At 45.3% G+C, this 13148-nt stretch carries 12 protein-coding genes; 9 read left to right on the top strand and 3 right to left on the bottom strand.

The genetic code is table 11. The features are described 5' to 3' along the window. Positions 1–6: 6 nt before the first annotated feature. Both OLMES_RS13480 and OLMES_RS13475 read right to left on the bottom strand, forming a co-directional pair. Positions 7–795 carry a PaaX family transcriptional regulator C-terminal domain-containing protein gene (locus OLMES_RS13480; RefSeq protein ID WP_087461746.1) on the bottom strand — a complete coding sequence of 263 codons (789 nt, stop codon included), beginning with the start codon at positions 793–795 and terminating at the stop codon, positions 7–9. Between the two features lie 293 nt (positions 796–1088). Beyond that, complete coding sequence (locus OLMES_RS13475; RefSeq protein ID WP_087461745.1) at positions 1089–1574, bottom strand: EF-hand domain-containing protein; 486 nt, start codon at positions 1572–1574, stop codon at positions 1089–1091. A gap of 385 nt (positions 1575–1959) precedes the next feature. Here OLMES_RS13475 and OLMES_RS13465 point away from each other — a divergent pair, with 385 nt between their 5' ends. Continuing rightward, positions 1960–2505, top strand: coding sequence for a prolyl hydroxylase family protein (locus OLMES_RS13465; protein WP_087461743.1), 546 nt, complete (start codon positions 1960–1962; stop codon positions 2503–2505). Positions 2506–2507: 2 nt separating this feature from the next. Here OLMES_RS13465 and OLMES_RS13460 read toward each other — a convergent pair whose 3' ends face one another. Then, on the bottom strand, positions 2508–3101 hold the full coding sequence (locus OLMES_RS13460; protein ID WP_087461742.1) for a cysteine peptidase family C39 domain-containing protein: 594 nt from the start codon (positions 3099–3101) through the stop codon (positions 2508–2510). Between the two features lie 384 nt (positions 3102–3485). On the opposite strand from OLMES_RS13460, the gene OLMES_RS13455 reads away from it, so the two are divergent. From OLMES_RS13455 to OLMES_RS13420, 8 genes are all read left to right on the top strand, one after another. Continuing rightward, entirely contained in the window at positions 3486–4106 is a 621-nt protein-coding gene (locus OLMES_RS13455) for a pyridoxamine 5'-phosphate oxidase family protein (RefSeq protein WP_087461741.1), read from the top strand. A 106-nt stretch (positions 4107–4212) separates the two neighbouring features. After that, entirely contained in the window at positions 4213–4875 is a 663-nt protein-coding gene (locus OLMES_RS13450; RefSeq protein ID WP_157678300.1) for a 4'-phosphopantetheinyl transferase family protein, read from the top strand. Positions 4876–5651: 776 nt separating this feature from the next. After that, a complete protein-coding gene (locus OLMES_RS13440; RefSeq protein ID WP_198343328.1) occupies positions 5652–7007 on the top strand; it encodes a TolC family protein in 1356 nt (451 codons plus the stop codon). Continuing rightward, positions 7004–8773: an efflux RND transporter periplasmic adaptor subunit gene (locus tag OLMES_RS13435; RefSeq protein ID WP_087461737.1), complete on the top strand. Its 1770-nt coding sequence runs from the start codon at positions 7004–7006 to the stop codon at positions 8771–8773. The genes OLMES_RS13440 and OLMES_RS13435 overlap by 4 nt, the downstream gene beginning before the upstream one ends. A 25-nt stretch (positions 8774–8798) precedes the next feature. Continuing rightward, positions 8799–9197 carry a copper-binding protein gene (locus OLMES_RS13430; protein WP_087461736.1) on the top strand — a complete coding sequence of 133 codons (399 nt, stop codon included), beginning with the start codon at positions 8799–8801 and terminating at the stop codon, positions 9195–9197. Between the two features lie 24 nt (positions 9198–9221). Next, positions 9222–12386, top strand: a complete 3165-nt coding sequence (locus OLMES_RS13425) for an efflux RND transporter permease subunit (RefSeq protein ID WP_087461735.1) — start codon at positions 9222–9224, stop codon at positions 12384–12386. Continuing rightward, complete coding sequence (locus OLMES_RS28860; RefSeq protein ID WP_269767753.1) at positions 12386–12508, top strand: hypothetical protein; 123 nt, start codon at positions 12386–12388, stop codon at positions 12506–12508. Before OLMES_RS13425 ends, OLMES_RS28860 begins: the two co-directional genes overlap by 1 nt. Before the next feature lie 23 nt (positions 12509–12531). After that, positions 12532–13086 carry a cupredoxin domain-containing protein gene (locus OLMES_RS13420; RefSeq protein WP_087461734.1) on the top strand — a complete coding sequence of 185 codons (555 nt, stop codon included), beginning with the start codon at positions 12532–12534 and terminating at the stop codon, positions 13084–13086. The last annotated feature ends 62 nt before the right edge of the window (positions 13087–13148 follow it).

Below are 13148 nucleotides of genomic sequence, written 5' to 3'. Positions count from 1 at the left end.
AAGTAGTCAAGTAGTCACTTCCGCATTCTCGAGTACAGTTCGCCATATCGAATGTCCGGTATTATCGAACTCTTTCAATATTTCGATAAATGCCTGTCGTGCAGTACCATTAATCCATTCTTCGGGCAGCAAAGGGTCATAAATCATTTGTCTTATTGCTTCATTGCCGAGCATAAAAGATTGCCTTGCGGCTTCCTGTATCTCCAGACTTTCGTATTGGTTTAACCAGTTTTGCAATGTGGTCGTCGATTTTGTGTATCCGCTGTTCAGGTCGGAAAAATTCCACAGCCCTGGAATACCAGACTTGACCGCAGGCTCGAAATCGGAAATTTTCAAGTGTATGGCGCCATTTTCCAGCCCCATGGATTCCAGACGTATTTTTACAGTGTCCAATCCGCCTATCAGATTATTTGGCCGAATGTAAAGTGATCTATCGAGTTCTTTGAACCCGTTCAGGAACAGCGCTCGCTCTCGATTCTTCAATGCTTTTCGATCTGTTCGCCCTAGAGAACCACAGTGAACCCCTAACCAGTCGCCACGCCATGGTACGATTCGTTGCAAAGCATTGCGCCATTCAGATAACTGGTTTGCCATCAATTTTGCCGCCGGCCCGAGTTGATACAGCCCCCTGTGAACACAACTGAGCAACCTATCTGATGTGAGTCGTTGTACATTAACGCGGACGCTATTAGCCTTAACGTCAAACAGTTCACAGACTGAAATGATGTCCTGTATTGACAGCGTTTTAACTTCAGCAGCCATCACAATGTTGAGAATCAAGGTTCTGGTTTTCATGTATCTTTCGCGGAAATTACAAAATAACGATTTTAAGAAGAGGGGAGAGTTGACATCGCCAGGCTTGGGATGTCAAGTTTTATAAACCTTTTCTCGTGGGAGAATTTATACAGTATTCCAAAAGGGGATCTCATTTAAAATAACGAGTTGGCTATAATAATAGCCTAAATCTGCGCAAAAACTCGTCCACAGAGCGGGAGCACTTACTAAGGAGGGCGACTTTATGAGAACACCAAGCGGCACATGCCGCTCTGATGTTGCGCCAGGAAATAATTAAGTCTGGACGTGGTTAATTATTGATGATAAGTATCGGTATATGCACCGGCAGAGGTTGGTTCAGTCGTATACTGAATGAACTCGGCAAGGCTGATTGAACCATTGGTATCCAAATCGATCTTCTCAAAGTGCTGATTGATAATTTGATTGGGCTCTGACTCGGCAAGAGATAATGCTTTATCGTTGTTGGCATCAAGATACGCGAATGCTTTTTCAAGTGGTTTTTCGAGCTGTTTTTCCAAAGATTCGTTCGCGCTATCCATCGCACCAGCGTCGCCCATTTCTGCTTCAGTTACATAATCACTTTCACTCCGGGTACGCTGAATGGTTTGCCCGATCACTGAAGTTTGCACCCCCTCCAATGCTGAATCTGTATCTTCCTGTTCATTCGTTTGAACCTGTTCTTCATTAACCCGATCCACTTGCTGTTGTGCTGTTTCCTGGGCACAGCCAACCATTACACTCAATAAAAACGCGATCACAATAGCGTAAGACTTTTTCATAATTATAAACCTTTCCTTAAAATATCTGGTTCATATGCACCAGTACAAATCGCCTGCCAAAAGCTATTTTATTGTTAAAATACAACGATATAAGAATTTTTATGGTTAATTCATCGGATGGTGTAGTTGCATTGTTGAAACGGGAATCGCTTATTTAAAATGCATTACTCGTAAAAACAACAACTTACACGTTTCCAATTGGCAACATTAAAAACTTTTGAGAACAGACAACCCATTGACCCATTGACCCAAAAATAGAAAATAAAGCATAAACAACGTTATTGCGAATCCCTCTACTTTATGCCGCTCTATCGCTTTGAAGAGGCACTTCATTTTCAAGTACAAACATATCGCAATAGGCGATTTAAACTTAAAGAACAATTTGATGGACAACGTGATGAAATCCAGCGAGACCCAGGTACTGGATCGCTTTCTGAGCGATGAGGAGTGTCGTGTATTCGTTGCCCGCTCAGAAAGTGCAGGTTACGAAGATTCGTTTATTATCTCAGGTGGAAAGCCAATACTGGCGAGAGAAATCAGAAACAACAAGCGCGTTATAATAGACGATCCGGACTTGGCGCAAGATATGTGGCTTCGGTTAAAAAGTCAGCTCACCCTTACAATTCAGGGATGGCAACCCGTCGGGCTCAACGAACGATTCAGGTTTTATCGCTACGAACCACGGCAACTTTTCAGATTACACAAGGATTTTCCCTATGAATCTGGAGCATTGAGAAGTTTTCTGTCTCTTATTATCTATCTTAATGACGGATTTGAGGGGGGTGAAACAGACTTTCGAGATTTTAAAATACCACCTCAAACAGGAAGAGCAGCCATTTTCAAACATGAACTGCTCCATGAAGGTTGTGCCGTATTATCTGGCACTAAATACGCGGTTCGCACAGATGTAATGTTTAGGAGGAATCCATAAGCCTAAGGGGTTGTTTGGGGGATAATGCCGAATATGAAGTTGCGTTTTATTCTGGAGAGATACTCTTGATAAGACAGCCTTAATTCCCCAGCAAAAGGATGGAGAACGTATAGATAGTGCTCGTCTGCTCCGGTCAATAATGAAAATATCGCGCGTTTTTCTTTCAATTGGATTATCGCCGGGAGCAAGTTCTGAAATTCAGGGGAATTTGCCGATTCACGGAAATCGTGAGCTGTAAACTTGAATCCTGCTGTGCGATATCCCAACCCTTTGACGCAACTTTTGACATCATACAACGATAAATCCGTTCGAGATTTCAATCGTGCTTCCTCGATCTGGGAGAATATACAGACCAACATGTCGCGCTCTGAGATCGTATGATTATATTTCAGTCTCAATAACCGGCTGGTGGAACGGGCAAGGCCACTGTCATCCGTTCCCAGCGTTCCATCTGGTTTGACTTCGATCCATTCGAGGCGCTTCAAGCGCAGTTCGGTTTCCAAAGGAATGGATTGAGTCTGTTGCGACAACTGGGTGTCGGTTAGAGCTAACACGGTGTGGGGGACGAGGAAAAACAGAATACATAACGTACGCATAAATAAATAGGTTCGGCAAAAAATAAGGCACCTGATGGCCAAATATAGGGTGTTTCTCTTATTTTCTAATTATTCTTCTGTAGGTATCTCAAAATCCGGCAATGGACTCAGATCCAGGCACTATCTTATACGTTACTACAGGGAATTGCGATCAATACGTTTTATCGACTCAGTATGGGAGCTGGCATCAGTATACGAATCAGGAAAGACCGGGACAGGATGCTGCATGATCCACCAATCTAACCACTACAGCGAGTAATATGTCGGGTAATTCATACGCTCTGGTTGCCAACTGGCACCAGGAGAAGCAATTCAATCCGGTGTTTAACTAAGGTATGATGCAATCTATTACCAACACGGATGCGAAGGGGTAGTAAAGCAGATATGACGACGATTCGAACAATTGAAGCATTGCAAGAGATATATGGTGAGCCCCTTGAGCGGGCACTTTGGAAAGAAATCGACCATATCAATCCCCATTATCAAAAGTTCATCGAGAAATCGCCATTCCTGATTTTGTCTACTCGCGGCGAACAGGGTATCGATTGCTCACCACGTGGAGATGCCCCCGGATTTGTAAGGGTTATCGACGAGAAACACATTCAAATCCCTGATCGACGGGGGAACAATCGGGTGGATTCGCTCCGAAATATTGTGACCAACCCTGAAGTCGGTCTGCTTTTCTTGATTCCGAATGTGGGTGAGACAATTCGATTGAGTGGTAAAGCAGAGATCATCGCTGACGATACACTTTGCCAGTCGTTTGCAGTTCAGGGTAAACCCGCAAGTACCGTGCTTTCCATATCGGTTGATAAAGTCTATTACCAGTGCCAAAAGGCAATTGTTCGTTCCGGGTTGTGGAATCCGGAGAATCATATCAATCGCGATGAGTTACCAACCGCGGGTGCAATGGCAAAAGTATTTTCAACCATGCGTAATATTGACTTCGACGCGGAAGAATATGATAAAAACTACCCGGAATATATGAAAAAAACCATCTACTAAACAGTCTATACTGCGACTTATGCTCAGAAGTGATGAAAAGTTAGTCCCCAAAACCGTTCCATTTACCCGACAGGAGGGCCCGTTACACTTTCCTGGAAAACCTTATTTGAAATGTTACCAGGTTTGGTTTTCGATACCGGATTTTGATGCAGTATTAACCCCGTCAGAATTTGGAGTAGTCTTACCCGAAAACATCGCTCGCGCCGTTGAAAAGCGTCAAGCAGAATTTGTAGCAGGGCGATATTGCGCTATTCAAGCATTAAAGAAATTGTCTATTCCGCACTATCAACCGGAGGTGTCAGACGACAGGAGTCCGGTCTGGCCTTTTGGTATCTCTGGCAGTATTAGCCATACATCGAACAAAAACGCTGAATCCAACATCGCTATCGCTGTAGTAACGAGAGACAAAGAGGTTGGTATTGACGCAGAATTTCTCATTCAATACGAAGACTTGCAGGGTTTTACTCAACTCATACTGAACTCAGATGAACTACAGTGTTTTGAAAAAACCGGTTTTGATAAAAGGTGGCTATTTACACTGATATTCTCAGTGAAAGAAAGTTTCTTCAAAGCCGCCTATCCCCAGGTTAAACGCGTCTTTGATTTTGACGCCATTTCAATATTCGAAATCGATTCTGAGGCCTGCACCGTTTCTTTCCGTCTAAACTATACGTTAAGTCCGGAACTTCAGTGCGGGAGAGTTTTTCATGCGGATTGGTACGAATTTTTTCCGAATGCTTTATTAACACTTGTCGAACTCACCAGATAAAGTCATTTGCTGATAGGCAGCAATTTTGTATAGATTAATTATTTTTGACCTAAAATAAATATTGACTTGTGTGCGAGACATAGGTTTATATTTGGATATTCAAGATTTTAATTTATTAGCCCGTCTTCAAAAAGTTATGTTTATAGCGGATGTTTGCCCAAAATACCGTCGACTGATGGTACCACTGATTGTGATCTGGCTATTTTGTCAGAGCATGATTTTGTGCGCGGGTTCTATGTCCGGTAGCCAGGGTCATGAATCCGGGTTAACGAGCAATTCTGCTCATGATCATAGCCACCATCATGAAAACACAGATACATTAAGTCATTCGTCAGCCCAAATGGCTGAAACTGCCCATGGCACTCATGGCTCGACGTTATCGCAAGACAACTGTTGTGAAGACCATGAGAGCTACATACCGAACGTTCCAATCTCATTACTCGTAGCGGTACTGTTTTTCTCGGTTTTATTCAAATTGGTTGACACCCTTAGCAGGAAGTCAAAACAGTCATTTTACTTTGAATCGCCGCCCCCTCGATTTAATTACCCCCAAAGTTTTGTCTTACACTGTACTTATCTGAATTGAAAGTCCATTCCAACGGGCTGAATTCGAGTTGTGTTTGTTGCCAACTTTGATCGACTTACGGTACCTGGACAGGGTTACTGCCTTGGTTTGATCGGTTAACACGCATACTCCCATACGGGTTTCGCCCTTTCTCAATTTTTAAAACATCATCACTGCTAACGTGATCAATCCGTTTAATTGGATGAATCAAATGAAAGGCTATTTTCCAACTGAAAGGCATATGAACGCCGTTCTTGGCTGTGCTCTTGGTTTCCTGGTTTTTACCGGTACGACGCAGGTTGCTGCTGAATTGTCTATCGAAAACGCCCAACAGCTCGCTGTATCAAAGGACGCGGGTATCAATCAAATATTATACCGTTCAAACGCAATGAAAGAGGATGCTGGTGCCAGTGCCCAGCTACCTGACCCCACACTTGTATTGGGCGCGCAAAACTTTCCGACGGACACGTTCAAGTTCGATCAAGAGCCCATGACACAACTAAAAGTGGGTCTGAGGCAAATGTTTCCTCAAGGGAATACATTGTCACTGCAAGAAATGAAAATGAACATCATGGCATCGTCTATGAAATCAATGGCGCAAACACGCTACTTGAATGTTACTCGAATGGTCCGGAAAAACTGGTTAGAAGTACTCTATTGGCAGCACGCTCAAGACATTATCGAAGAAGACAAAGCGTTATTTAATCAACTCATTGATGTAACTCGGTCACTCTACAGCATCGGAAAGGTACAGCAACAAGATGTTCTGCGTGCAGAACTGGAATCAAGTCGACTGGATGAAAAGCTCATTAAAGCGATTCGACAAGGTGAAACTGAACGGGCAGGGCTCGCCCGTTGGATTGGTAGAACTGCAATGACCGAGTCGTGGCCAAGTATCTTACCTATTCTTCTCATGCCGAAAGATATTGTGTCGAGTAAAAACCCCGATGAAGCGCTAATCATTGCATTGATTGCAGAGCATCCGGAACTGGTTAGTTTGCAACAGGACGTTGCTGCAGCCGAGCGCGATATTAAACTGGCAAAACAAAAGTACCAACCTTTGTGGGGCGTAGAGCTGAATTATGGTTACCGAGGTGGCAAAAATATGGATGGCTCTGACCGTTCTGATTTTGTCAGCGCAATGGTCAACGTATCATTACCACTGTTCACCACCCAGAGACAAGATAGATCAGTCAAAAGTGCAACTCTCCGTAAAGAGGCTTTGAAAAGTAGCTACCAAGACAAAGTCTATGAAATGGTCGGCATGATTCAAACACTGTCCCGTCGTCTGATGCAAACGGAAGAACAACTACAGTTGTTTGAACAATCAATACTGTCTAAAGCCCGCTTGCAGGCGGAAGCTTCTCTGAATGCTTATCAAGCTGATGCCGCGGATTTCGCAGAAGTCATGCGGGCCTTTCTGAGAGAACAGAAAGACAGGCTTGATTATGAGCGCTTGCGGGTCACTCGTCTGCAGTTGCTGTCTGAATTGCAATACTACGTTTCTTTTCAAACACCCAAATTGGGGTTAACCGATCCGACTAAAATAACAGGAGTGTCCCAATGAAGAAATTCGGGATCTTACTTGCCATGTTGTTCGCTTTTGGTGGCGGCATTGCATTCCAGGTATTGGTAATCCAGCAGGGAAATATCATACCGTCTGCAGATAACACATCCATGACTGCAATGGGCGATCAGGGTGACGATAGTGGTGAGAAAAAACCACTTTATTGGGTTGCACCAATGGATAAAAACTATCGACGTGATAAACCGGGCAAGTCACCGATGGGTATGGATCTGGTACCGGTATATGAAGATGATCAGCAAAGCAAAGCGGGTAGCGTCAAAATATCCCCCGTTGTCATAAATAACCTTGGTGTTAGAACAGAAAAAGTAAGCGAAGGCAGGTTAGAGATGCCTGTAAACACTGTCGGCTATGTCGCCTTTGATGAAGACAAACTCAACCATATTCACAGCCGTGTTGACGGTTGGATTGAGGTGTTAAATGTCACCAGTAACGGCGATCGGGTGAAAAAAGGGCAAACACTTTATGAGCTGTATTCGCCAGCGCTGGTAAATGCACAAGAAGAGTATCTGGCGGCATTACGCAGTGGCAACAAGTCACTTTATAAGGCCTCTCGCTCAAGATTGCTTTCGCTCGGCTTGACCGATGGACAGATCAAACGATTGGAATCACGCAGAACCGTTGAACAAAAAATAAAAGTTAATGCCGAACGCGACGGAATCGTAAAAGACCTGAATGTGCGCGAAGGGATGTTCATTAAACCTGCCACAGAGGTCATGTCTATTGGTACGCTCGATTCGGTATGGGTCATTGCCGAGGTATTCGAACGGCAATCAAACTGGGTAAAAACTGGTCAGGCGGTAGAAATGCACACCGATGCTGTTCCCGGGAAAGTATGGAAAGGCACTGTCGATTATCTTTATCCAGTGTTAGACAGCAAAACCCGTACTTTAAAAGTGCGAATCCGGGTTGATAACAGTGACTTGATACTCAGGCCAAATATGTATGCCAACCTGACGATTTTCTCACCCGTTTCCGAGCAGACGTTGAGTATACCCAAAGAAGCATTAATCAAAGGTGGTCGATATCACCGTGTAGTGAAATCTTTAGGTGATGGCCTTTTTAAATCCGTCATTGTCAAAGTCGGTATTGAAACCGGTGATTCGTTGCAGATTCTGGAGGGCTTGGAGAAAGGAGATCAGGTGGTCACCTCAGCCCAGTTTTTAATTGATTCAGAGTCAAATATCGATGCGGAAATTGCGCGCATGGAATCTCGAGAATCGAATCCGGGTTCCACTACTGATCTAAGCAAAATTACAGCAACCGGCAAGCTCAACAGTGTGATGACGGATATGCGGATGCTGTCTATTACCCATGATCCTATCGAAGCATGGGAATGGCCAACGATGAAAATGGATTTTCCGGTGGTTGAAGATGTGGATTTATCCATGTTGGAAGCCGGTCAAATTATTGAATTCGAACTGCAAAAGCAAGGGGATTGGGAATATCTGGTCACCGATATAGTGCAACAGGGAAAGGTAAATCAGTCACAGCAAGCCGATATGTCTGTCGCCCAGCCTGCAGGCAAAAGCGTAATGGCGACTGGAAAAGTGAAAGAGCTCATGGATGACATGATTATGATTGTGCATGACCCCATTGCCGAATGGAACTGGCCGGTCATGAGTATGATGTTCGTAATCGCTGACCCTGAGAAACTACCGCTACTGAAAACTGGCGATCAAGTGCGTTTCAAATTAACAGAATTAGAGGATGGAGACTATTCAGTCTCAGCAGTACAAAAACGATAGATAACTTCCATATGAGGACTTAGATATGAACGCAAAAAAAACTGTAAACAAATTATCTGCATTTGTGATTGCCGGGGCGATGTTGATCCCACTTGCGGCAGTCGCCGATGGTAGTGCCGGTCATATGCATGGACATGGAAATACCATGAATGATGAGGGACATATGATGAGCCAGGAACAAATGGGTGAGCATATGCGCGTAGTGATGGGCGATGGCCGCATAAACAAGATCATGAATGACCGTCATATGCTGAATATCTCTCACGAGCCCATGCCTGAATTGAACTGGCCAAAAATGCGTATGAATTTCAAGGCAGATCAGTCAGTAAAGCTTGATGGACTGAATCCAGGTGATCAAGTCACGTTCACGTTGGAAGTAGACAGCGACAACAATTATCTCATCAAGAAAATTGAGAAGAAGTAAAAAGCTCCCGGAGTATGATACAAGATGATTGCAGCAATAATTCGATGGTCAATTGCTAATCGCTTCTTTGTGATTTTGGCAACCCTGATTTTACTTGGCGCGGGTTTGTTTTCTGTACGCAACACGCCAATCGATGCGATACCCGATTTGTCAGACGTGCAGGTTATTATCAAAACCAGCTTTCCAGGCCAGGCGCCCCAAGTCGTGGAGGATCAGGTTACTTATCCTCTCACTACAGCGATGCTATCGGTACCGGGTGCAATCACTGTCAGGGGTTATTCCTTCTTTGGTGACTCCTATGTTTATGTCATCTTCGAAGATGGCACGGATCTTTACTGGGCCAGATCACGGGTCCTGGAATATTTAAACCAGGTGGCAGGCAATCTGCCTGCTGCCGCGAAACCACAGCTAGGCCCCGATGCGACCGGAGTTGGATGGGTATTTGCCTATGCTTTGGTTGATCGCAGTGGCGCAAATGATTTGGCTCAACTCCGTAGCCTGCAAGACTGGTTTTTAAAATACGAACTGCAAACCGTACCAGGCGTCTCTGAAGTTGCCAGTGTTGGCGGTATGGTGCGCCAATATCAAGTTGACGTTGACCCCAATCGATTGCGAGCTTACGGCATTCCCTTGTCCCATATCCGCATGGCGATAAAAAGAGCGAATCAGGAATCGGGTGCCTCAGTAATCGAGATGGCGGAAGCTGAATATATGGTAAGGGTTACCGGTTACCTCACCAGCATTAAAGACCTTGAGCAAGTACCGCTGGGTGTAAACAGCAACGGCGTGCCACTTCTTCTACGCGATATTGCCGATGTAAGACTAGGGCCACAAATGCGCCGGGGCATAGCAGAATTGAACGGTGAAGGCGAAGTGGTAGGCGGCGTCGTGGTCATGCGATTTGGTGAAAATGCGCAGTCGACGATAGACGGGGTGAAAGCCAAGCTGGAGGAACTCAAAAAAGGCTTGCCTGACGGCGTGGAAGTTATTCCAACTTATGACCGCTCAGGGTTGATTAGCAAAGCAATTGCCAACCTTTATGAAAAGTTGATCGAAGAATTCATTGTTGTAACGCTGATTTGCACGTTGTTTTTGTTTCATATCCGGTCTTCACTGGTCGTCATCATCAGTTTACCGATGGGTATCCTGGCGGCCTTCATTGTGATGTATCAACAGGGGTTAAACGCGAACATTATGTCCCTCGGAGGTATCGCGATTGCGATCGGTGCCATGGTAGATGGTGCAATCGTGATGATCGAAAATGTGCATAAGCACATGGAGAAAACCGAACTCACCGATAATAACCGATGGCAAGTCATTACTCAGGCTGCCTGTGAAGTTGGGCCGCCGTTATTTTTCTCTCTACTCATCATTACCATGAGCTTTTTGCCAGTTTTCACTCTGGAAGCTCAGGAAGGCAAGCTGTTTTCCCCACTCGCATTTACGAAAACCTACGCAATGGCCGCCGCAGCGGGCCTGGCAATTACGTTAGTGCCGGTGTTAATGGGGTATTTCATTCGAGGAAAAGTCACCCCCGAGCACAAAAATCCACTAAACCGCTTAATGATCGGGCTTTACCGTCCGGTAATAAAGTGTGTACTCAAGTTTCCAAAAAGTGTGTTGTTGCTATCGCTGGTCGTATTGGCTGTAGGGCTGTGGCCCGCGACCAAGTTAGGCAGCGAGTTTATGCCCCCGTTGGATGAAGGCGATTTGATGTACATGCCCACAACTTATGCTGGAGTGTCAATTGGCAAGGCAAGAGAACTACTGCAACAGACCGACAAACTCATTAAAACCGTGCCGGAAGTCGTGTCCGTGTTTGGCAAGGTTGGGCGCGCGGAAACCGCAACCGATCCAGCCCCTCTAACAATGATTGAAACATTCATACAGCTAAAACCAAGAGATCAATGGCGTCCGGGCGTCACAACTGAGTCTTTAAGAAAAGAGCTGGATAACCTGGTTAAATTTCCGGGGTTGACCAACGCCTGGGTTATGCCGATTAAGACTCGCATCGATATGTTATCTACGGGAATAAAAACACCTGTAGGGATCAAAGTTGCCGGGCCCAGTTTGAGCGAAATAGAGAAAATCGGCAAACGTCTGGAAGAAGTATTACCTCAAGTCGCAGGCACTGCATCAGTGTATTCCGAACGGGTCGCTGGTGGCCGTTATGTCAAAGTGGATATCGATAGGAAGCGAGCCGCACGCTTTGGCCTTAACGTGGCAGATATTCAAGATGTTGTCCGAACGGCAATCGGGGGCATGAACATCACGGAAACAGTAGAAGGGTTAGAACGTTATCCCGTCAACCTTCGTTACCCTCAATCTTATAGAGACTCAGAAGAGCAATTGAAGCTCCTGCCTGTGGTGACCGCCAATAATGAGCGCATTGCCTTGGCTGACGTCGCGAGCGTGTATATAGCCGATGGCCCACCGGCCATTAAAAGTGAAAATGCCCGTTTAAACGGCTGGACTCTGGTGGATATTGAAGGGCGGGATTTGGGCTCTTATGTCGAAGATGCGCAACGGCTTGTGGCAGAGCAAGTCGAAATACCGGCGGGTTATTCTATTGCCTGGTCCGGACAATATGAGTACATGCAACGGGCAAAAGACCGGCTGTCTGTGGTGGTACCTTTAACCTTGGCGATTATTGTCATCCTGCTGTATATCAATTTTAGAAATATGACTGAAGTACTGATCATCATGGGTACGTTGCCATTTGCCGTCATTGGCGGGCTTTGGCTGATGTATATTATGGGGTACAACATGTCAATTGCAGTAGCAGTAGGGTTCATCGCATTAGCCGGAGTTGCAGTAGAAATCGGGGTTTTGATGCTGGTTTACCTGAACCAGTCATACGAAAGGTTGCGATCAGAAGCGACCAGGGAAGGTCGTTCTTTTTACAAAGAGGATGTGCGCGAAGCGGTTATGAAAGGGGCTGGCCTCAGGGTGAGGCCCATTATGATGACCGTGTTTGCGATCGTGATTGGTCTTGTGCCAATCATGATAGGCAGTGGCACCGGGTCGGAGGTAATGCAACGCATCGCCGGACCGATGATTGGCGGCATGATCAGTACCGTGCTTTTGACCTTATTAGTGTTACCGGCCATCTATTTTGTATGGAAACAGATGGGGGTGCCATCACAATCCAATATTCAATCGAATAGTAATAATACAGGAAACAAGTGATGGACTATTTACGCGCAATGATACTTGTGGCCATCAAAAAATCCTGTCATACGGGCACAGAAGACGACGGGCTAATCGCAGTATCGCCGTTAATTGATATGCAAGCCATTAAAGATCTATAAACAGAAATCAAAGGAGAAATATCGTGAAACTGTTACTACCAATTGCTCTTGGTTCAACGCTGATGATTACGGGCTGCGGAGCTTATCAGCATGACCCTGAATCAGACCATGATCAGCATGGAGGCAATCACCACGACAATATGATGCAAGATCATCATGGTGAAGGTCATATGATGGGTGGCCACGCTCATAGTGGAGAATCACTTGCTGGTAAGCCAGGTGAAGTATCTGAGGTGTCTCGAGTAATTGAAGTAACTGCGCACGACAGTATGCGATTCAAACATGAGCCCCTCAATATTAAAGACGGTGAGACAATTAAATTTGTAATCACGAACAAAGGGACGATGCCCCATGAGTTTTCAATTGCTACAAAAGATGAACACATGGAACATGGTGAAATGATGATGAAAAACCCCAATATGCATCATGGGCCAGGGGGCAATACCATTACCGTAAAGCCTGGGGAGACACAAGAACTTATTTGGAAGTTTGAAAATGCCTGGCAAATTGAAGCGGCCTGCAATATACCGGGCCACTACCAGGCCGGCATGCACAGTCCCGTAACGGTAGAAGAATGAAATTGTTGACCTGATTGCAGGGCTGGGCAGCGGTTTGACCCTGCCTTACCGCTCATCTGCAT

This window comes from Oleiphilus messinensis (genome assembly GCF_002162375.1).
Lineage (GTDB): Bacteria > Pseudomonadota > Gammaproteobacteria > Pseudomonadales > Oleiphilaceae > Oleiphilus > Oleiphilus messinensis.
Note: the sequence above shows the minus strand (reverse complement) of the source record. Positions and strands in the feature narration are given on the sequence as shown.